The following is a 20054-nucleotide window of genomic DNA, read 5'->3' as shown; positions in this document are numbered from 1 at the left end:
TTCTCGTTCGCAGGGCTTGCGCGCTGCGAGCACCTGGCCAGTCATTCTCGAGAGGAATGTAGTTCGATGTCCACACCCACGAAGAAGCCCGGCACCGCCACGGGTAAGCGGTCCCGACTCTACTGGGGCGTCCCGGCCGTCCTTGTGGCGCTGGTTGTGGTGGTCCTGGCAGCCCGGTGGCTTGTGGGCCTTCCCGCGGTGGCTTCCTTCGTGGCTGACTACCCGGGCCATTCGGAGCTGCCGGACTCGGCACCGGAAGGCTTCCCCGCCTGGCTGGCGTGGCAGCACTTCCTCAACGCCTTCTTCCTGCTGCTGATTATCCGTACGGGCTGGCAGGTGCGGACCACCACCCGTCCCAGCGCCCACTGGACCCGCAACAACAAGGGCCTGATCCGGACCAAGGGCGCGCCAACGAAGATCAGCCTTGAGCTGTGGTTCCACCTCATTCTGGACGCCCTGTGGATCCTCAACGGCCTGGTGTTTGCTGTTCTCCTGTTTGCCACGGGCCAGTGGATGCGGATTGTCCCCACCAGCTGGGATGTCTTCCCCAATGCCCTTTCGGCCGCCCTCCAGTACGCCTCGCTGAACTGGCCCACCGAGAACGGCTGGGTCAACTACAACGCGCTCCAGCTGCTCACTTACTTCATAACCGTATTCATTGCCGCACCTCTGGCGTTCATCACCGGGCTGCGCATGTCCGGTGCGTGGCCCAAGAAGGCCGCCGGCCTGAACAAGGCATACCCCATTGAGTGGGCCCGGGCAGTGCACTTCCCGGTGATGATCTACTTCGTCGCCTTCGTGGTGGTGCACGTGTTCCTGGTCTTCGCCACGGGTGCGCTCCGGAACCTCAACCACATGTACGGTGTGCGTGACGACGACGGCTGGTTCGGTTTCTGGGTCTTCGCTGCTTCCGTGGCCGTCATGGTCGGCGCCTGGTTCCTCGCCCGACCGCTTTTCCTGCGTCCCATCGCGTCACTGATGGGCAAGGTCAGCCGCTGACCCTGACGGCCCTCACAGGCGGTCAGGAGTCCTTGAGCTTCTGGTAGGCGTCCAGGGCCCGCTCCCGCGACTCTGGAAGCTCCACCAGGGGCTGGGGGTAGCCGTCCGGTTCCGCCGTCCAGGGTTCGTGGATCGCTTTGCCCTCAAGGCCGGCGATCTCCGGGATGAACCGGCGCAGGTAGTCGCCGCCGGCGTCGAACTTCTTGCTTTGCGTCACCGGGTTGAAGATGCGGTAGTAGGGGGAGGCGTCCGCGCCGGAGCCGGCCACCCATTGCCAGTTGGCGGGATTGTTCGCCGCGTCGGCATCCACCAGCGTGTCCCAGAACCATTGTTCGCCCACCCGCCAGTCGGTCAGGAGGTTCTTGACCAGGAAGGATGCCGCTGCCATTCGGACGCGGTTGTGCATCCAGCCGGTCTGCCAGAGCTGCCGCATGCCGGCGTCAACCAGCGGATAGCCGGTCCGGCCCTGCTGCCACGCGGCCAGTTCCTTCCGGCTCAGGGACGCCCATTCGAACTTCTCAAAGTCCGGCCGGAAGCTGCGGGTGGCCAGTTCCGGATTGTGGTAGAGCAGGTGCCAGTTGAATTCGCGCCAGCCGAGTTCGGAACGGAAGATGCCGACGTCGGCAGGAACCTGCCGCGGATGGCGGCGGCGGATCTCGCGCCACACCCGGAACGGACTGACTTCGCCGAACCGGAGGTATGGCGACAACCTGCTGGTCCCTTCAGTGCCGGGGATGTTCCGTCCGGTCCCGTAGTCCTCGATGGGACCGTCCAGGAAGTCAGTAAGGCGGTCCACGGCGCCCTTTTCGCCGGGCACCCACGTTTCGGCCAGTCCTCCACTCCAGTCCGGCGAGGTGGGCAGCAGCTTCCAACTGCCCAGGGAGTCGCTGGCAGGGAGGCCGCGGCCGGATGCGGCAGGTTCGGGAAGGTCCTTCGGAATATCCAGGGGATCCCGGATGTCGCCGGCTGCCAGGCAGGCACGCCAAAATGGTGAGTAGACCTTGTAGGGGCCGCCGGCGCCGGTTTTGATGGTCCAGGGCTCGAAGAGCAGGTTGGCCTGGAAACTGGAGGCTTCGATGCCGTTCCCTGCGGCCCATTCCTTCAGGCCGGCGTCGATATCGCGTTCCGGCCCGCCGTAGCGGCGGTTCCAGAACAGGTGGCCCGCATGCGTCTGCGCAGCCAATGAACTGATGACATCGGCGGCCTTGCCGCGGCGCAGCACCAGCCGCGAACCCTTGGCTTCCAGAACGGCGGCCAGTGCCGCCAGCGAGTGGTGAAGCCACCAACGGCTGGCCCCTCCGAGCGGCCGTACGCCGGGCGACTCTTCGTCCAGGACATAGACCACCGTCATCGGTGCACCGAGGTGCGCAGCTTCGGACAGCGCAGGGTTGTCGTCAAGGCGAAGGTCGTCGCGCAGCCATACGAGTGACGTCAGATCTGTGGAAGCCATGCCACCACGCTACACACCCGGGAACGGCGAAGGGCCGGGACTTTCCGTCCCGGCCCCTCTGCGTTGGCAATCAGCTGCTTCGGCTGGTTCAGAGCTTGTCGAAATCCGCCTCATCCACGGTAGATGCGGAATCGGCAGAATTGCCCGAACCGATGGCCTGGGTGCTCTTACCGCCGGACTTCAGTGCGGCCAGGCGTGCCTCGATCTCCACTTGCTCACCAAGGTCTTCCAGCTGGTTGAACTGCGCATCGAGGCTCGATGCGGCCAGTTCCTGCTGGCCGCGGACCTTCGCCTCTTCGCGGCGGATCTTCTCTTCGAAGCGTCCCACCTCGCTGGTGGGATCCATGATGTCGATGCTCTTGATGGCGTCGTGGACCTGCGACTGTGCGGCTGCGGTCTTGGACCGTGCCACCAGTTCGTTGCGCTTGCTGGTGAGCTGGTTGAGCTTGCCCTTCATCTGATCGAGGCCGTTCTTGAGCTTGTCCACTACTTCGCGCTGCGATGCGATGCTGGGTTCTGCTCCCTTGGCCTCGCTCTCGGCAGCCATCTGGCGCTGCAGGGCCACCTTGGCCAGGTTGTCGAACTTCTCGGCGTCCGTCACATCGCCGTTGCTGCGGAATTCGTCGGCCTTGCGGGAGGCTGCCAGGGCCTTGTTGCCCCAGTCGCGGGCATTGCGGACATCCTCGTTGTAGTCGTCTTCGAGCATGCGGAGGTTGCCGATGGTCTGTGCCACGGCTGATTCAGCCTCGGCGATGTTGTTGGTGTAGTCCCGGACCATCTGGTCCAGCATCTTCTGCGGATCCTCAGCGTTGTCCAGCAAGGAGTTGATGTTTGCCTTCGCCAGCTGAGCGATGCGGCCGAAAATGGACTGCTTAACCATGGTGTTACCTTTCGTCCTGCTCTGTTGTGGCCACTGCTGCCAGTGAACAGTGGTGTACTGCGCCTATCCGCCCGCCGGCTTACCGGCGGGCGCCTAGCTTGTAGTGATCAGAAGTCGCCGCCGCCGCCGGAGTCGCCGCCCCAGCCGCCGCCCATGTCGCCACCGAAGCCGCCGGAGTCTCCGCCGAATCCGCCCCCGCCGTCACCGTGGCCGCCGCCCCAGCCGCCACCGCCGCCGCCGTTGAGGATGGAGTTGATCAGGATGCCGCCCAGGATGGCTCCGCCCAGGCCGCCGCCTCCGCCGCCGCCGAACATGCCGCCCCGGCCGTAGCCCTGGTTGGCGTAGCCGTCAAAGTGGTCCACGTCGGCCTGCGCCAGCTGCGCTGCTTGCGCGGCGAGGGCGTGTGCCTGCTGTGCGTAGGTGAGGGCCGTGACGGGATCGGTCCGGGCAATGGAGAGCGCGTAGTCCAGATTCCGCTGTGATTCCGCCAAACGGGTGCGCGCTTCAGTGCCGACGCCGCCCCGGCGGGCGGTGATGTAATCCGAGGTGGCGCTGATCTGCGCCTGGGCGGACATGATGGTCTGCTGCAGCGAGGCCTGGGCCCGGCGAGCCTGCTCCTGCTGGTCGCGGATTCCGGTCAGCGACTGGTCAAGGGACTGGTGGGCAGTCTCAACCCGCTGCAGTGTGGCAATGGGGTCGATCTTGCCACCCTGGATTTCGGCTTTGACCTGGGCCAGGGCAGCCTCGACGCCCGCTACCGGGCCAGCAAGCTCGGGGTGGGCACCGGACTGGATCATCGCCCGGGCTTGTGCCAAATCCTGGGAGGTGTCCACCACGGCGGCCTCAAGGCCGTTCCGGGCTTCGTCGAGGCTGGAAGAGAGCTTGGAGATGGCGTCCATCAGGACGTTCGTCTGGTGGAGGCTTTCCTCGGCAGCGCGGACAGCCACGGCGGCGAGGCTTGCTTCGCCCTCGTCCAGTTTCTGTTGTGCTGCGGTACTGGCGTTCTTGACGAACGCCAGGCGTTCCTTGGCCTGCAGGATGTTGTCGGACACCTGGGTCAAGGCACTGTCGGCGTACTTGGCGCGCAGCGTGGTGAGCGACTCTTCGGCGCTGGCAATTTTTGCGTCGGCGTCTCGTGCTCCGGCGTTCACGGCGGCCAGTGCCTGGGGAGCATTTTTTTCGAGTTCGCGCAGCGAGTCGAAATCTGCCTTCTGCTCCTGCAGGGAGGCCAGCGCGGCCTCCGACCGCCGGATGATCTCGCCCAACCAGGTCCGCTGCTGCTCTTCAGTGTCCGGGATGTGGTCGTCGAGCTGCTGCTGGAGCTTGAACGACTCGGTCATGTGGGCTTTGGCCTCGTCCAGGGCCTTGGTGAAGTTGCCCACGGCGGAGTCGCCGTATTGCGCCTGGGCGAACATGAGTTCCTGTTCGCTGGACTTGATGGAGTCATCGGCTTCGATCAGCAGTGAGCCGCTCTTTCGGCGAAGTTCCTCGACGCTGAGGGAAGCCAGCGGGTCCACTTGGCCACCCTGGGGGCCGTAGCTGGCGCTCGAGGCCTGGCCGGCTGCCTTCTTGCGGCGGTTGCGGAAGTACAGGTAGGCGCCGGCGCCGCCGGCGGCCACAACGCCTGTGCCCACGAGCACGGCAGCGCCGGCGCCGCCCTCGGACGGGAGCTTGCCGCTGCCGCCGCCGGCTGCGTCCCCGATCGCCGATGCCGCGTTGATGGCAGCCTGCGCGTAATTGTCGTTGGCAAGCTGCGGCCCGATGGCTGTCGATTTGATGTTCTCAACTTGGGCGCTCGTGATTTTGCTGCCGCCCTTGTTCAGGGTGTATTGCCGGGTTTCTGTTGCTACCGCAAAGATAAGAGCATTGGACCCCAGGTTTGCCTTCTGGGCGACTTCGTCAGTCCATGCTTCGCGGTCAGTGGGGTTTTCGAACTTCTTCACGGTAACGACATGCAGCACGGTGGCGTGGTCGGTGCCAAGCTTCTTGATGGCAGCTTCCACTTTGGACTTGTCTGCGCCCAGCACTCCGGCCGAGTCGACGATCTTGGTCTGGGGATCCAGGGTGACCGGATCTTCGGCCCAGGCCGCGCCGGCGGGAACCGCCAGCAGGCCGGTAAGGCCAACGACGGCGAGAATACGTTTGAACTTTGACCGCATGTGCAACCCTTCAGCACGCCTGACACCGATTCCGGACGAATCAGTCGTCACGAAATCCAGCAGCGCCCCCACGCTTGGTGTGAAGCCGCAGGTCGCTGTGGCATTTCATCTTGATTCTATGGTGCACCCCACAGACCGTCCATCGAGCTGAATATGCCACCAGCGAAACGTTGGGGGCGGGCCCGCTTTCCGGGGGCGGTATGGCTGGTGATCCGGTCGCCAGCCGCGTTCAGCAAGCTCCCAGCAAACATCCGAACTTGTTCCAGCGATGGGGTACATAGTTAATGCAGACGAGGATGAAAGGAAGTCCCATGACTGAGAACCAAAGTTCCGGGCACGGCCCCGAGGACGGCCGGTCCACCAGCCGGAATCCATGGCAGCAGCCCACGATGCCGGGAGACGGTCCCACGGACGCTCGGCATGCGGACAATGCGGGTGCCGGTCCTGACGCATCAGGAAACCAGGGCACGGACGGCAATGCTCCTACCCATGCGAACACCGGGGGAGTTGACCAGGGCCGCCAGTACCCCACGGAGCAGTTCGACCGTCAGGGCGGGGACAACCCCACCCGGGAAATCCCGCGGGGACAGCAGCCCGAGTACCCGCAGCGCCAGCCGTTCTACGGCCAGTCGGCCTATTACGGGCAGAACCCGCAGCACCAGCAGAACCAGCACAACGGAAACGCGCACCACTACGGCCCGCCGCCCGCCGGAACTGCCCACGGGGCGCCCGCCGGCGGTGTTGGACTTGCCCCCAACGCCAAGGACGCTCCCCGGCGCAAGGCGACGTTCGGCGTCGGGACCCTGGTGGCCAGCATCCTTGCTGCCGGCCTCGTCGGCGGCGGCGTGGCCACGGTAGGTTCCGGCGAGCTGTTCGGCAGCACGGGAACCTCCACGACGGCCAGCAGCAACAGCCAGCCGGGCACCGTGATCGTCAACAACCAGGACAGCGTCAACGAGATCACCGCGGCAGCCGTGAAGGCGTCGCCGAGCGTGGTCACCATCAGCGCCACGAGCGGGAGTTCCGGCGGAACGGGCTCGGGCATCGTCCTTGACGACCAGGGCCACATTCTCACCAACACCCACGTGGTGACCCTGGACGGCCAATCCGCCAACGCCAGCCTGGAGATCCGCACCAGCGGTGGCAAGGTGGTTCCCGCCAAGCTGGTGGGCACCGACCCGTTGTCCGACCTCGCCGTTATCAAGGTTGATGACACGTCCGGCCTCACGCCTGCCACGCTCGGCGATTCGTCCAAGCTCAATGTGGGCGACACCGCCATCGCCATCGGTTCACCGCTGGGACTCACCGGCACCGTGACGGACGGCATCGTCTCAACCCTCAACCGGACCATCAGCGTCGCCTCGTCAGCGGCACCCGAAGGCGGGGACAACAGCCAGGGCGGGGACGAAGGCTTCCAGTTCGCGCCTCCCGGCGGCGGCCAGAGCCAGCAGAATTCGAGCCAGGGATCCATCGCCATCAACGTGATCCAGACTGACGCGGCCATCAACCCCGGCAACTCCGGCGGCGCACTGGTCAACAGCAAGGGCGAGATCATCGGCGTGAACGTTGCCATCGCCTCCGCCGGCTCGGGCACCTCATCGTCTTCCAGCGGCAACATCGGTGTGGGCTTCAGCATCCCGATCAACAACGCCAAGCGCGTGGCCCAGGAGATCATCGACAACGGCAAGGCATCCCACGGACAGCTTGGTGTCAGCGTCAAGGCAAAGACGACCTCGGGAGCATCCTCCGAGTTCTCGGTCGGCGCAGACGTAGCCACCGTCGAAGCCAATTCGCCCGCAGCCAACGCGGGGATCAAGGTGGGTGACGTCATCACCAAGTTCAACGACCTCACCATCGGCGAGCCCAACCAGCTGACGGCAGCTGTCCGTGAACAGCCGGCAGGGTCTTCGGTGAAGATCACGGTTCTGCGCAGCGGCAAGGAACAGACGTTCGACGTCAAACTTGGCACCGCAGCCAGCTAGGCCCACCACACCGGTCTACCGGCAATAACGACGGCGGCGCCGCACCTTCGGGGGCGGCGCCGCCGTCGTTCCTGAATCGCCTGGCCGCCGGGTTTCCGGATACGGGCGCCCGCGCAGGAAACGCACGGACACAGGGGTTAACCGGGCGTCACATGGCGGTCGCAATATGGTTAGCTAGACCTACCCGCATGCCGGGCACTCCGCGGCCATGACCTCACCCGGCTGGCTGTCCACAAGCATGGAAGGCTGCTGTCACTACAGTGGAAGATACTTTGAAGATTGTCGTCCTGGTCAAGCATGTACCGGACGCCCAGTTCGACCGCCACCTCAATGGGGAGGGCAACACCACGGACCGCGATGAAAGCATCCTGTCCGAGCTGGACGAATATGCGCTCGAAGCGGCGCTGCAGCTCGCCGAGGCACGGGGCGGCAGCAAGGCCGGCAACCAGGTCATCGCCTTGAGCATGGGCCCCTCCGGCGCGGTCAACGCCGTCAAGAAGTCGCTGCAGATGGGTGCCACTGAAGGCGTCCACCTCACCGACGACGCCCTGGCCGGCTCCGATGCGGCCGCAACGTCGCTCGCGCTCGCCGCCGCCATCCGGCACCTCGGCCAGGTGGACCTGGTCATCACCGGCATGGCGTCCACCGACGGTGAGACGTCCCTTGTGCCGGCACAGCTGGCCGAGCGGCTTGGCCTGCCGCAGGTGACGTTCGCTTCGTCGCTGGAGGTTGCCGGCGGCAGCCTGACCGCCCGCCGCGACGCGGATACGTCCTCGGAAACCGTGGAAGCGCCGCTGCCCGCAATTGTGTCCGTAACGGACCAGATCAACGAGCCCCGGTACCCCAACTTCAAGGGCATCATCGCCGCGAAGCGCAAGAGCATCGCCACGCTGTCCCTCGCGGACATCGGAGTTTCCCCCGACCAGGTTGGCTTTGCCGGCTCCTGGACCACGGTGACCAGCGCCGAGGAACGGCCGCCACGGACCGCCGGCACCATCATTACCGACGAAGGCGACGCCGGCATCAAGCTGGTGGACTTCCTGGCCGCCCAGAAGCTGCTCTAAGAGGATCACAGACATGGCAAAAGTACTCGTTTTCATTGACAACCCGGGCGACGTCCTGAAGAAGAGCAGCCTGGAGCTGCTGACCCTGGCCCGCTCGCTGGGGGAACCCGCAGTCGCCGTCAACGGTGAGCTCACTGACGCCGTGGCCGCTTCCCTGGCCGAATACGGCGCCGCGGCCGTCCTGCGTCCCTCCGCCCAGGACCTGAACGACTTCCTGGTCGCACCCAAGACTGCCTTCCTGGCGGCCGCGGCAGAAACCACGGAAGCCGACGTGGTCCTGCTGGACAACTCGCCGGAAGGCAAAGAAGTTGCCGCACGGCTGGCCATCCGGCTCAACGCCGGCGTCATTACCGACGTCGTGTCCGTGGATGCCGACGGAACTGCCCACAAGTCGGTCCTGGCGGGGTCGTACACCACGGCCTGCAAGGCGAAGACCGCTGTGTCCGTGCTGACCATCAAGGCCAACAACCTGGAACCGGAACCGGCGGCAGCAGCCTCGGCACCGGAAACCCTCACCGTGGAGGTTTCCGCCGGAGCCGTTCCCGCTGCCCGCATCACTGCCCGGGAGCAGAAAGCGGCCAGCGGCCGCCCGGACCTGACGGACGCCCGCGTAGTGGTGGCCGGTGGGCGCGGCATGGACGGAGACTTCGGCCCCGTGGAGGAACTGGCAGACGCCCTGGGCGCTGCAGTGGGTGCATCGCGTGCGGCTACGGACGCCGGCTGGATCAGCCACGACGCCCAGGTGGGGCAGACCGGTAAGACCGTCTCGCCGCAGCTTTACATCTCCGCGGGCATCTCGGGGGCCATCCAGCAGAAAGCCGGGATGCAGACTTCCAAGGTCATTGTCGCGGTCAACAAGGACGCTGAGTCTCCCGTTTTCGAAATCGCTGATTTCGGAATCATCGGGGATGTGTTCGATGTGCTGCCCCAGGCAGCGGCGGAAATCAGGAAGCGTAAAGGCTGACCTTGGCTGCACTGATTCAGCAGGACCAGAGCCCGTTCAATCCGGAAATCCACCGGGTGGAGCGGGTGCTCTGTTTCGCGGCCCATCCGGATGACATCGACTTCGGTGCTGCCGGCACCATTGCCGCCTGGACCGCGGCAGGGGTGCAGGTGAGCTACTGCATCATGACCGACGGTGACGCCGGCGGATTCGACCCGGCCCACCGGGCAGACATCATCGCCATGCGTGATGCTGAGCAGCGCAGGGCTGCCGAACTGGTAGGCGTTACCGATATCCATTACCTGCACCAACGCGACGGCTACCTCGAACCGACGCACGAGGTAATGCGCGGAGTGGTTCGGCTGATCCGCGAAATCCGTCCCGACGTCGTGCTTTCCATGCATCCTGAACGTAACTGGCGGCGCATCCAGAAAAGCCATCCGGACCATCTGGCGGTGGGGGAAGCCGTGACACGGGCCGTCTACCCCGCGGTCGAAAACCCCTTCGCCTACCCGGAACTGGCTGAAGCGGGGCTCGAAGCCTATAAGCTGCCGTGGCTGTGGCTCTATGCGGGCCCGGAGGAACGCGAAAACCACGTGGTGGACGTGACCGGCCACGTGGACGCGAAGCTTCAGGCCATTCACGTGCATGTGAGCCAGCATCCCGATGTGGCAGCCATGGAGGCAGCCGTCCGGAAGGGTATGAGTGTCAACGCCCAACGGGCCGGTCTTCCGGACGGGCAGAGTGCAGAGGCGTTCCATGTGGTGGCCGTGAACGGCCCAGGGACCATCGCCGGCTTCTAGCCGCCAACGCAGAACACCCCGTCTCCTTAGGGAGGCGGGGTGTTCTTTTGCTTTCAGAGACCGGCTACGCGCCGAGCGGAGCCGCTGCGACCGTGGGCAGGGTGGGTGTGCGGGAACCGCCTACGGGCTCCACGGTGATTCCGAGGGCTGCGGCTGACGAAATGCCTTCGACCACCGCGGGCTTGGACAGTGCTTCCTTGTCCATCAAGCCTTGGGAAACGGGTGCGGAACCGTCCTTCGGGATGAGCCACATCTGGTAGACCTTGCCCGCCGGAGGCGCCGCAACGCCGTTCATCTTCACCACCGCGGCGTTCTCCGATGGCGAGATTAGCAGTGTCGCCGTACCGCCGCCGGTAACGTCCACGGACGCCTCGCGAAGATCCGAGGCCCTGACTACCTGGTTGACGGGATCGTTCTGGTCCGCGAAGTAAGCTCCCAGCCCGACTCCGCCCAGGGCTATGGCCGCGGCAGCAGCAACGCCCGCGAGCCAGCGGCGTGTTCCCGATGGCCGGCGCCGTTCTTCCCGGCGCTGGCGCGCCAGGGCGAGTTCATCGGCGTCGGCCGCGGCGGGCACTGTCGCCGGCGGGGCTTCGGTGGCCACTGCGTGCGCCGGAAGCTGGGCAACAATCCGTTCAAAGAGATCTGCGGGGGGCTCTTCCTCTACGCGGAAGGTGGCAGCCAGTGTTTCCCTTGCCTGGCGGACCCTGCCAAGGAAGGCCTGCCGTTCGGGTTCCGGTGCGGAGGAGACGTATTCGTCGATGGCGCGCCGCTCCTGGTCCGTCACGGCGTCCAGGGCATAGAGCTCAGCGAGGTCCACGGCCCTGCCTGATGCGAGGTCAGTGGCGACCGTATCGCCGAAAGACCGGCCGTGGTGTCCGTGGTTCATGTCTGTCATCTCAACTCACCCCCAAGCAGGTCTTCAATCGGATCAGCCCGTCGCGGATTCGGGACTTAATGGTTGGTACTGCAGCGTTCAGCCGCTCAGCGACCTCGCGGTAAGTGAGGCCGCCGTAGTAGGCCAGGCGCACGGATTCCTGCTGTGTTTCGGTCAGGGTTTCCAGGCAGCGGACCACAGCCTCGGCTTCGAGCCTGCTGCTGACCTCATCGGAAACGCTGTCATGCTCAATGTCCTGCGAGCTCGCGCCGTACTTGGCCTCGCGGTCGCTGGAGGATTGTGCCGATCTCACCCTGTCCACTGCCCGCCGATGGGAAATGGTCATCAGCCAGGAGAGCGGGCTTCCCGCTGAGGAATCGAACTTCGCTGCGTTCTGCCATACCTGCAGGAACACTTCCTGGGTCGTGTCTTCGCTGAGTTCAGGGTCAATCAGCACTCGTCGCGCCATTCCGAACACCCTGCGGGACGTCAACCGGTAAAACTCGGCAAACGATGCCTGGTCACCGCGCGCTATCCCCTCGAGCAGGACCGCCAGTTGGTGGCTGGAGTCAGCCGGGGAATCAGTTACTGCTGCCACAGCCTCGGTGTTTGGCGCCTTGGGAGTCTCCATTGCTTCTAAGCATAAGTCTCCTGGCGGAGAATCTTTAGCAACGCCAACGGCATGCCGGGCGGGTCTGGACCCTGCCTCCAGAAGTGTCACCTGCTCCTCCTCCACCACGCGTCCGACTATTCCCAGCTGTAATTCGGGGCTGCCGGGCCAGTGGATGGGCCGCCTTGCGGATTTCCTGCAGGCACCCGGCTTCGGCGCGACGAGGGGTGAGTACGCCTGGTCAGAGTTTGGCGCCGGCAAAGCCCTGCTGCCGCCACGCCTCGTAGACAGCAATCGAGGCGGCGTTGGCCAGGTTAAGGGAACGCAGCGCGGGCAGCATGGGCAGCCGGACCGTGGCCGTAACGTGCGGGTCAGACTTCACCCCGGCGGGCAGGCCGTCGGATTCACGGCCAAACATCAGCACGTCCCCTGGTTGGTAGGCGATGTCCGTGTAGCTGGCTGTCCCATCGGAGGTAAAGGCGTAGACGCGCTCCGGCTGCAGGTGGCGCCATGCGTCCTCGAGGGTGGGATGCACGGTGACGACGGCGAGGTCGTGGTAATCCAGGCCCGCCCGCCGGAGCTTCGCATCGGAAAAGTCGAAGCCCAGCGGCTCCACGAGGTGCAGTTCCGCACCGGTGATGGCTGCGAGCCGGATGGCGTTGCCGGTATTGCCGGGAATCTCGGGTTCGTGAAAGAGGATGCGGAACACCACCCCATCCTAGCTACCTCAGTCAGTGCATCCCGCGCAGGAGGCGGGCAAGTACCGGAACATTCACTGTGTTGGGGGCCGGGCCGGAGGACAGGAACTCCTTGAGTCCGCGGGCCAGCCCCGCAGCGTTCACGATCCTGACGGGTTCGAGCTCTCCCGCTGAGCGCCGGTGCTGGTCAATCACCGGTTCATGCAAATTCCCGCCGGGGCTGTGGACCACAGTCCATCCCGTCACGTTCAGTTCCGGGAAGATGTCCTGCATGGCGCGCACCACATGCCCCAGCTGCGGTGGTGCGATGGCACGCCCGCCATGGTTCAACGTCCGGCCGTCCCACGCGTAGGCGCCCTTGGGAAGCAGCATGGAGCCTACCAGCGCCAGCCGGTAGCCGGAGAGGACCACGTGGTCGATATGGCTGTTGTCCGCGGGGGACAGGAGGCCGTTGATCAGCCTGGCTGCCGGGATGGCCGGCAGGACCTGCCGGGTGAGCAGCTGCACAGTACGCATTTCGCGCTGGATCCTGGCCTCGGCGCCGAAAATGCCGCGCTTGCGCGGCATGCCGTGGACCTGCTGGCTGGCCTGGGCGAGGGGAATCAGCGGAACCATGCTGCCGTCGTCGTACGGCGGCAGGTAGACGGGCGGGTCTCCGGCGGTGTTGCGTGTCCCGGGCTGGCGGTGCACGGTGGCGGAGGCCCGGCTGCCGGCAGGCGGAGCGTCAAAATGCGCACCATTGTCCGCTGAAGCGTCCTGGAAGGAACCTGCTGCATAGGAACGGTCGTAGGCCTTGCGGCGCAGGGGATCGATGAGTGTCTCATACGCTGCTGTTACCTGCCGGAACGTTGCGGCATCTCCGCCCTGGTCCGGATGGGCCGAGCGGGCAGCGCGGCGGTACGCCACCTTGATTTCCTTGTCGGTGGCAGTGACGGCCACCTTGAGGACCTGGTAGTGGGAACTGTTGCCCTCAGTCAAACACTCATCCTTTTCTCCGTGCCGGACCGCGGAATCCGGCGTGCCCAGTCTAGCCAGCGTCTTTCCCCGGAAGCGCGGCTGACCATGTTCTTTCAACGTCTGCCCGGGCGGCTCCGGTTCCCGGCGACCTGGAGTTTAGACTCGTGGGGGCGCTGCCACTGCGGCCGTCCGGGAACTGACTGGGGTGGAGATGGAGATGCCGACGGCGGACAGGGCTGTGTGCGTACGGCTTCGGCGGGTGCCACTGAAGGCGCTCGCCGTGGGAGCGGCTGTGGCAGGCATCCTGGCCGGGTGCAGCGTGGATGTACGCGATCCGTCCGTTCCCGAACCGGTACAAAGCCCGTCGGTTCTGGCCACTCCCACCATCACTCCCGGCCACGACGCGGAAGCCGTGGCTGCGCAGGACCTCCCCTTCAGCGCCGGTGCCATCCTGGCGCGCGGCGTTCCGGTGGGGCTGGCAGACGGCCTGAAGGAGGCCCCGGGGTGGAAGCAGGTGAAAGATAACGTGGCCGGTGAAAGCCAGTATCTGAAAGCGGACGGTTGCCTGGTGGCGGCGAAAGTCAGGGGTAATCAGTCGGCGCTGGCCAAGGGCGACGACCGCGAATCCACTGTGGCACTCTTCAAGTACCTGGATCCCACCATTCTGCCGGAGTACCTGAAGACGGAGAAGCTGCGGTGGGGCGGCGATCCCGACGCGCCCGCCCGTACCGTCGAGGTACTGGCCCTGGAGCCCGCCGTTCCGCAGGGCGGCCGGGCCACGGCAATCCTGGCCCGGCTGTTTGCCACTGCAGGTTCTTCGGTCTATGTCAGTGTGTCTTGCCCCGATACCGCATCCCTGGGGTCGGCACGTGGCGACGTCGCGAAGTTCCTGCCGGTCCTGCCACCGTCCAACTAGAAGCCTACGAAGCAGGGCGGCTTATGCAGGGGCCGCCGCCGGTGTTCTTCTCCGGCACAGTTTGGGCACCCCGCGGCCGGGGCTGTTACGCCCCCGGGATAGAATTACAGCGTGTCCGCCTACCTCGACCACGCCGCCACCACCCCACTTTCCGCCGAAGCGCTGGCCGCTCTAACGCGCGAGTTGGCCCGCACCGGAAACCCGTCGTCGCTGCACGGCTCCGGGCGGCGGGCGCGCCGCGCTGTCGAGGACGCCCGGGAAGTGGTGGCCGCTGCCGCGGGCGCCCACCCTTCCGAGGTTATCTTTACCTCCGGCGGCACTGAGGCCGACAATCTCGCCGTCAAAGGCCTGTTCTGGTCCCGGGTGGCGGAGGACCCGGCGCGGCGGAGAATCCTCTGTTCCGCCGTCGAACACCACGCAGTCCTGGACACCGTGGAATGGCTGGAGCGGCACGAACACGCCGACATAACGTGGCTGCCTGTCGACAGCGACGGCGTGGTGGACCTGGACGTCCTGGGCGCCGAGCTTGCGCGGGATCCCGGCTCCATTGCCCTGGTGACCGTGATGTGGGCCAACAATGAAGTGGGGACCATCCAGCCCGTTTCCCGGATTGTCGAGATGGCCCACGCGGCCGGCGTTCCGGTCCATTCGGATGCTGTCCAGGCCTTCGGTTCGGTGGCAGTGGACTTCAAGGGCTCGGGACTGGACGCCATGTCCGTGTCCGGCCACAAAATCGGCGGGCCGGTGGGCGTGGGAGCGCTGCTCCTGGGCCGGGCGGTCAAACTCACCCCCGTCCAGCACGGAGGGGGCCAGGAGCGCGATGTCCGCTCGGGAACGCTGGACACTGCGTCCATCGCCGCTTTTGCCGCTGCTGCCCAGGCGGCCACCTCTTCCCTGGCATCGGAGTCCAGCCGGATCGCCGCGCTTCGGGACCGGTTGATCGACGGCGTCCGGGAACGGGTACCGGAAGCGGTCCTTCGCGGTGCGCCCGGCGATGGCCGGCTGCCCGGCAATGCCCACTTCACCTTCCCCGGGTGTGAAGGCGATTCGCTGTTGTTCCTCCTGGACCTGGCCGGAGTGGAGTCCTCAACCGGCTCTGCTTGTACCGCCGGGGTGCCGCGCCCCTCCCACGTACTCCTTGCCATGGGGCTTGATGAGGAAACCGCGCGTGGCGCGCAGCGCTTCACCCTTGGCCACGCTTCCACGGAAGCGGATGTGGAGGCGCTTCTGGCAGCTCTCCCGGAGGCCTGCGCCCGTGCGCGGCAGGCGGGGATGGCCGGGCATGAGTCTTCCATCCAGACCGCCGCGACGGTGGCCCGCCGAAGCGCCAGCTGACCGGCAGCCGTAGCGGCCGGAAGCGGGCCCGGGAGTCGATTTGCCGCCGGCCGTAGAATAGATAGGCGAGGATCGTTTTCCGGCACGTGCCGGCGGTCCGTCCGGGCCAAGAGCCGAATACCTCCCATCAGAAAGCCAGCATGCGAGTTTTAGCAGCCATGAGCGGCGGCGTTGATTCCGCCGTTGCAGCCGCCCGCGCCGTCGAGGCGGGCCACGACGTCGTCGGCGTCCACCTGGCGCTGTCCCGGATGCCCGGCACGCTGCGGACAGGCAGCCGGGGTTGCTGCACCATTGAGGACTCGCGGGACGCCTGGCGTGCCTGCGACGTGCTCGGCATTCCCTATTACGTATGGGATTTCTCGGAGCGCTTCAAGGAAGATGTGGTCCAGGACTTCATTGACGAATACGCCGCGGGCCGCACGCCCAACCCCTGCATGCGCTGCAATGAACGGATCAAGTTCGCCGCGCTCCTCGAAAAGGCCATCGCCCTCGGCTTTGACGCCGTCTGCACCGGCCACTACGCCAAGGTGATCGAAGACTCCCACGGGAACCGCGAGCTCCACCGTGCTGCGGACTGGGCCAAGGACCAGAGCTATGTGCTGGGCGTCCTGACCCACGAGCAGCTCAAGCACTCCATGTTCCCCCTTGCAGACACGCCGTCCAAGGCCGAGGTCCGGGCGGAAGCTGAGCGCCGGGGTTTGTCGGTGGCCAACAAACCCGACAGCCACGACATCTGCTTCATCCCCGACGGCGACACTGCCGGATGGCTTGCCGAAAAGATCGACATGTCCACCGGGGACATCGTGGACGAAACCGGAGCCAAGGTTGGCGAGCACCCCGGGGCCAACGCCTTCACGGTGGGCCAGCGCCGCGGCCTGAAACTTGGACGCCCGGCCGCCGACGGCAAGCCCCGTTTCGTGCTGGAGATCCGGCCCAAGGAAAACAAAGTGGTCGTCGGCCCTGAAGCGCTGCTGGCCATCGACGAAATCCAGGGCATCAAAGTCTCCTGGGCCGGTCTTCCCATCGAGGAAGTGGACACCGGCGCGGAATTCGATTGCCATGCGCAGGTCAGGGCCCACGGGGACCCCGTGCCGGCGCATGCCCGGATGGAAGCGGATCCCGACTCCGCGGACGCCCCGGCCCGGCTTGTGGTCACGCTGACTGACCCGCTGCGAGGCGTGGCTCCCGGGCAGACGGTTGTCCTGTACCAGGGCAGCCGCGTGCTTGGCCAGGCCACCATCGACGCCGCCCGGTCGCTTCAGCGCGCAGCGCTCTAGGACATTTCCCGGGCCGGGCAGCCGCCCGCCTTACGCCGCCCGGCGCAGTACGGGCGGCGTCTTTGCCGTCCACCGCTCGATCTGCGGGCGAGAGAAAACATCTGTTGCCCAAGGTAAATTTTGTGTCTCAACTCACAGGATTGGCGCTCCTGGGTGCTGACTCTCTGATTGAATCTACCCATCAGCACTGCGCGCCGCTGCCCGGGCTCATGCGCCATTTCGTGGCCGGCGCGCAGGTACTCATCGGACAGAAAGTTCAGAGATGACCAAGAGCAACAAAGCACTGCACAGCGCCATCGCGCTGGCAGGCATCTCCGCACTCGCACTGACGGCCTGCACGGGCCCGTCGGGCGGCGGCGGAACCTCCACGAACGGCAGCGGAGGCAGCACGATTACCCTCGGGACGACTGACAAAGTGGTCACGCTCGACCCCGCAGGTTCCTACGACGCCGGTTCCTTCCTGGTGATGAACCAGGTCTACCCCTTCCTGCTGAACGCCAAGCCCGGAAGTGCGGACGCCTCGCCGGACATCGCTGAATCAGCGTCCTTCACCGCCCCCACCGAGTACACAGTCAAGCTGAAATCAGGCCTGAAATTCGCCAACGGGCATGCCCTCACTTCGTCAGACGTGAAGTTCTCCGTCGACCGCGTGGTGAAGATCGCGGACCCCAACGGCCCCGCGTCGCTGCTGAGCAACCTGGAATCCGTTGAGGCGACTGACGACACCACCGTCGTGTTCAAGCTCAAGGCCGCAAACGACCAGGTCTTCCCGGGCGTTCTGGCGTCAAACTCGGGACCCATCATCGACGAGGAAGTCTTCCCGGCTGACAAGGTCATGGGCGACGACGATATCGTCAAGGCCAAGCCTTTCGCAGGCCCCTACAGCATCGACAGCTACAAGAAGAATGAGCTCATCAGCCTCAGCGTGAACCCTGACTACCAGGGACTGCTCGGCAAGCCGGCCAACGACGGCGCCAACATCAAGTACTACGCCGATGCCAACAACCTCAAGCTCGACATCCAGCAGGGCAACATTGATGTTGCCGGCCGGTCGCTGACCGCCACGGACGTGGCCGACCTGGAGAAGGATTCCAAGGTCAAGGTGCACAAGGGTCCCGGCGGCGAGCTGCGATACATCGTCTTCAACTTCGACACCATGCCGTTCGGCGCCAAGACCCCCGAGGCCGACCCCGCAAAGGCCCTGGCCGTGCGCCAGGCCATGGCCAACATCGTGGACCGCGACGCCATCGCCGACCAGGTCTACAAGGGCACGTACCTGCCTGCCTACTCCGTGGTCCCGGAAGGATTCCTTGGCGCAAAGCAGCCGTTGAAAGACCTGTACGGAGATGGCGGCAAGCCTAGCCTGGACAAGGCCAAGAAGGTCTTCGCCGACGCCGGAATCAGCGGTCCGGTCACCATCAAGCTCCAGTACAACCCTGACCACTACGGCAGCTCCTCAGGTGACGAATACGCCATGATCAAGGAGCAGCTTGAAAAGTCCGGCCTGTTCACCGTGAACCTGCAGTCCACCGAGTGGGTCACCTACTCCAAGGACCGCACCGCCGACGCTTACCCGGTCTACCAGCTGGGCTGGTTCCCCGATTACTCCGATCCGGACAACTACCTCACCCCGTTCTTCGTTCCGGGCAACTTCCTGAAGAACCACTACGACAACGCAGACGTTGCGGCCCTGATCCAGAAGCAGCTGACCACGGTGGACAAGGACGAGCGCGTCAAGATCCTGGGCGAAGCCCAGGACGCCGTTGCCAAGGACCTTTCCACCCTGCCCCTGCTCCAGGGTGCCCAGGTCCTGGTGTCCGGTGCCGACGTCAAGGGCGTGGAGACTACCCTGGACGCTTCGTTCAAGACCCGCCTGGGTGTTATCTCCAAGTAGTCCGGCCAATTCAGCCCACGGCGGGCAATGGGGCGGGATGCATCAGCATCCCGCCCCATTGGCCGCCTCCAGCCATTCCTGTGGGGGAGCGATGGCGGGCTTTAGCTTTTAGGTAATCCAATGACCACATTGATTGAAGCGCCGCCGGAAGATTCCGACGGCCTGTTGCCGGCCAAGAAGAAGCCGTCCGGCGGAGGACTTGGCCAGTACATCCTGATCCGTTTCCTCCTGATTTTCCCCACTATCCTCATCCTGGTCACCATGGTGTTCTTCCTCATGCGGATCACAGGCGACCCCATCACCGCCGCAATGGGCGGCAGGCTGCCGCCCGACCAGCTGCAGCAGCGGATCACCGCCGCCGGGTACGACCGGCCGATCCTGGTGCAGTACTTCGAATACCTGGGCCAGCTGGTGACCGGCAACTTTGGGACAACACTGTCCGACAACCGAAAAGTGACCGAAATGCTCGGCACCTACGGGTCCGCCACCCTCGAACTGAGCATCAACGCGCTGATCGTGGCACTGCTCGTCGGAATTCCGCTGGGTATGCTGGCGGCCCACCGCAGGGACCACGTTCCGGATGCCGTCCTGCGTATATTCGCCATTCTCTGCTACGCCACTCCTGTGTTCTTTGCCGGGCTGCTGCTGAAGCTGACGTTTTCCGTCTGGCTGGGCTGGCTGCCGGTGGCCGGACGGGCGAAGACATCCACCGAGCTTGCACTGACGTCACTCCAGGCTCCCACGGGAATCTATTGGCTCGACGCCTTGCGCAGCGGGAACATGGCTGCCCTGGGCGACGTCATGGCCCACGCTGTGCTTCCTGCCGTCGCACTGGGCCTGCTGACGGCAGGAATCTTCCTCCGCCTCGTGCGAACCAACGTCATTGGCACACTCGGCAAGGACTATGTCGAAGCGGGCCGTTCACGCGGTGTCAGCGAGTTCAGGCTGGTGACCAAGCACGCGTACAAGCCGGCACTGATTCCGATTATTACCGTGATGGGATTGCAGATCGCCGTGATGCTCGGTGGTGCAGTCCTGACTGAGAAGACGTTCGAATGGAAGGGGCTGGGATTCCAGCTGGCAACGTATCTCACGGCCCGTGACTACGTTGCCGTCCAAGGCATTGTGGTGCTCCTGGCAGTCATCGTGGCCACCACCAACTTCATCGTGGATGTTGTCGCCGCGCTGATCGACCCGCGGGTGAGGTACTGAC

Annotated in this window: 17 protein-coding genes; 10 read left to right on the top strand and 7 right to left on the bottom strand. The window is 65.3% G+C overall.

Annotated features, from left to right (window positions below; all coding sequences use genetic code 11):
- Positions 1 to 66 precede the first annotated feature (66 nt).
- Positions 67 to 999, top strand: a complete 933-nt coding sequence (locus ACHL_RS12475; protein ID WP_015937647.1) for a cytochrome b/b6 domain-containing protein — start codon at positions 67 to 69, stop codon at positions 997 to 999.
- A gap of 22 nt (positions 1000 to 1021) precedes the next feature.
- Here ACHL_RS12475 and ACHL_RS12470 read toward each other — a convergent pair whose 3' ends face one another.
- From ACHL_RS12470 to ACHL_RS12460, 3 genes are all read right to left on the bottom strand, one after another.
- A complete protein-coding gene (locus ACHL_RS12470; RefSeq protein ID WP_015937646.1) occupies positions 1022 to 2449 on the bottom strand; it encodes a cryptochrome/photolyase family protein in 1428 nt (475 codons plus the stop codon).
- Between the two features lie 88 nt (positions 2450 to 2537).
- On the bottom strand, positions 2538 to 3329 hold the full coding sequence (locus ACHL_RS12465; RefSeq protein ID WP_015937645.1) for a PspA/IM30 family protein: 792 nt from the start codon (positions 3327 to 3329) through the stop codon (positions 2538 to 2540).
- Between the two features lie 107 nt (positions 3330 to 3436).
- On the bottom strand, positions 3437 to 5488 hold the full coding sequence (locus tag ACHL_RS12460) for a TPM domain-containing protein (protein ID WP_015937644.1): 2052 nt from the start codon (positions 5486 to 5488) through the stop codon (positions 3437 to 3439).
- Positions 5489 to 5799: 311 nt separating this feature from the next.
- On the opposite strand from ACHL_RS12460, the gene ACHL_RS12455 reads away from it, so the two are divergent.
- From ACHL_RS12455 to ACHL_RS12440, 4 genes are all read left to right on the top strand, one after another.
- Positions 5800 to 7470, top strand: coding sequence for a S1C family serine protease (locus tag ACHL_RS12455; protein WP_015937643.1), 1671 nt, complete (start codon positions 5800 to 5802; stop codon positions 7468 to 7470).
- Positions 7471 to 7742: 272 nt separating this feature from the next.
- Complete coding sequence (locus ACHL_RS12450) at positions 7743 to 8534, top strand: electron transfer flavoprotein subunit beta/FixA family protein (RefSeq protein WP_015937642.1); 792 nt, start codon at positions 7743 to 7745, stop codon at positions 8532 to 8534.
- Between the two features lie 13 nt (positions 8535 to 8547).
- Complete coding sequence (locus tag ACHL_RS12445) at positions 8548 to 9498, top strand: electron transfer flavoprotein subunit alpha/FixB family protein (RefSeq protein ID WP_015937641.1); 951 nt, start codon at positions 8548 to 8550, stop codon at positions 9496 to 9498.
- Between the two features lie 2 nt (positions 9499 to 9500).
- Positions 9501 to 10280, top strand: coding sequence for a PIG-L deacetylase family protein (locus ACHL_RS12440; protein ID WP_015937640.1), 780 nt, complete (start codon positions 9501 to 9503; stop codon positions 10278 to 10280).
- A 64-nt stretch (positions 10281 to 10344) separates the two neighbouring features.
- Here ACHL_RS12440 and ACHL_RS12435 read toward each other — a convergent pair whose 3' ends face one another.
- The 4 genes from ACHL_RS12435 to ACHL_RS12420 form a co-directional block, all read right to left on the bottom strand.
- Entirely contained in the window at positions 10345 to 11175 is an 831-nt protein-coding gene (locus ACHL_RS12435) for an anti-sigma factor (RefSeq protein ID WP_015937639.1), read from the bottom strand.
- A gap of 1 nt (position 11176) precedes the next feature.
- Positions 11177 to 11785, bottom strand: a complete 609-nt coding sequence (sigK, locus tag ACHL_RS12430) for an ECF RNA polymerase sigma factor SigK (RefSeq protein WP_015937638.1) — start codon at positions 11783 to 11785, stop codon at positions 11177 to 11179.
- A gap of 220 nt (positions 11786 to 12005) precedes the next feature.
- Positions 12006 to 12473, bottom strand: coding sequence for a tRNA (cytidine(34)-2'-O)-methyltransferase (locus tag ACHL_RS12425; RefSeq protein WP_015937637.1), 468 nt, complete (start codon positions 12471 to 12473; stop codon positions 12006 to 12008).
- A gap of 22 nt (positions 12474 to 12495) precedes the next feature.
- A complete protein-coding gene (locus ACHL_RS12420; RefSeq protein WP_015937636.1) occupies positions 12496 to 13440 on the bottom strand; it encodes a J domain-containing protein in 945 nt (314 codons plus the stop codon).
- Between the two features lie 196 nt (positions 13441 to 13636).
- Here ACHL_RS12420 and ACHL_RS12415 point away from each other — a divergent pair, with 196 nt between their 5' ends.
- The 5 genes from ACHL_RS12415 (at position 13637) to ACHL_RS12395 (ending at position 20053) form a co-directional block, all read left to right on the top strand.
- Positions 13637 to 14335 carry a hypothetical protein gene (locus tag ACHL_RS12415; protein WP_015937635.1) on the top strand — a complete coding sequence of 233 codons (699 nt, stop codon included), beginning with the start codon at positions 13637 to 13639 and terminating at the stop codon, positions 14333 to 14335.
- Positions 14336 to 14446: 111 nt separating this feature from the next.
- On the top strand, positions 14447 to 15670 hold the full coding sequence (locus ACHL_RS12410; RefSeq protein ID WP_015937634.1) for a cysteine desulfurase family protein: 1224 nt from the start codon (positions 14447 to 14449) through the stop codon (positions 15668 to 15670).
- A gap of 140 nt (positions 15671 to 15810) precedes the next feature.
- On the top strand, positions 15811 to 16947 hold the full coding sequence (mnmA, locus tag ACHL_RS12405; protein WP_043794032.1) for a tRNA 2-thiouridine(34) synthase MnmA: 1137 nt from the start codon (positions 15811 to 15813) through the stop codon (positions 16945 to 16947).
- A gap of 262 nt (positions 16948 to 17209) precedes the next feature.
- Complete coding sequence (locus ACHL_RS12400) at positions 17210 to 18841, top strand: ABC transporter substrate-binding protein (protein ID WP_015937632.1); 1632 nt, start codon at positions 17210 to 17212, stop codon at positions 18839 to 18841.
- Between the two features lie 120 nt (positions 18842 to 18961).
- The gene (locus tag ACHL_RS12395; protein ID WP_015937631.1) at positions 18962 to 20053 is read left to right on the top strand and encodes an ABC transporter permease; all 1092 of its coding nucleotides are present in this window, start codon (positions 18962 to 18964) and stop codon (positions 20051 to 20053) included.
- Position 20054 lies beyond the last annotated feature (1 nt).

Origin of the sequence: Pseudarthrobacter chlorophenolicus A6 (assembly GCF_000022025.1) — a bacterium.
Classification (GTDB): Bacteria; Actinomycetota; Actinomycetes; order Actinomycetales; family Micrococcaceae; genus Arthrobacter; species Arthrobacter chlorophenolicus.
This window is presented reverse-complemented; position numbering and strand designations above follow the sequence as displayed.

Coding starts and splice junctions, on each gene's coding strand:
- ACHL_RS12475 (WP_015937647.1), top strand. CDS start 67: ATGTCCACACCCACGAAGAAGCCCGGCACCGCCACGGGTAAGCGGTCC.
- ACHL_RS12470 (WP_015937646.1), bottom strand. CDS start 2,449: ATGGCTTCCACAGATCTGACGTCACTCGTATGGCTGCGCGACGACCTT.
- ACHL_RS12465 (WP_015937645.1), bottom strand. CDS start 3,329: ATGGTTAAGCAGTCCATTTTCGGCCGCATCGCTCAGCTGGCGAAGGCA.
- ACHL_RS12460 (WP_015937644.1), bottom strand. CDS start 5,488: ATGCGGTCAAAGTTCAAACGTATTCTCGCCGTCGTTGGCCTTACCGGC.
- ACHL_RS12455 (WP_015937643.1), top strand. CDS start 5,800: ATGACTGAGAACCAAAGTTCCGGGCACGGCCCCGAGGACGGCCGGTCC.
- ACHL_RS12445 (WP_015937641.1), top strand. CDS start 8,548: ATGGCAAAAGTACTCGTTTTCATTGACAACCCGGGCGACGTCCTGAAG.
- ACHL_RS12435 (WP_015937639.1), bottom strand. CDS start 11,175: ATGACAGACATGAACCACGGACACCACGGCCGGTCTTTCGGCGATACG.
- sigK (WP_015937638.1), bottom strand. CDS start 11,785: ATGGAGACTCCCAAGGCGCCAAACACCGAGGCTGTGGCAGCAGTAACT.
- ACHL_RS12415 (WP_015937635.1), top strand. CDS start 13,637: ATGCCGACGGCGGACAGGGCTGTGTGCGTACGGCTTCGGCGGGTGCCA.
- mnmA (WP_043794032.1), top strand. CDS start 15,811: ATGCGAGTTTTAGCAGCCATGAGCGGCGGCGTTGATTCCGCCGTTGCA.
- ACHL_RS12400 (WP_015937632.1), top strand. CDS start 17,210: ATGACCAAGAGCAACAAAGCACTGCACAGCGCCATCGCGCTGGCAGGC.
- ACHL_RS12395 (WP_015937631.1), top strand. CDS start 18,962: ATGACCACATTGATTGAAGCGCCGCCGGAAGATTCCGACGGCCTGTTG.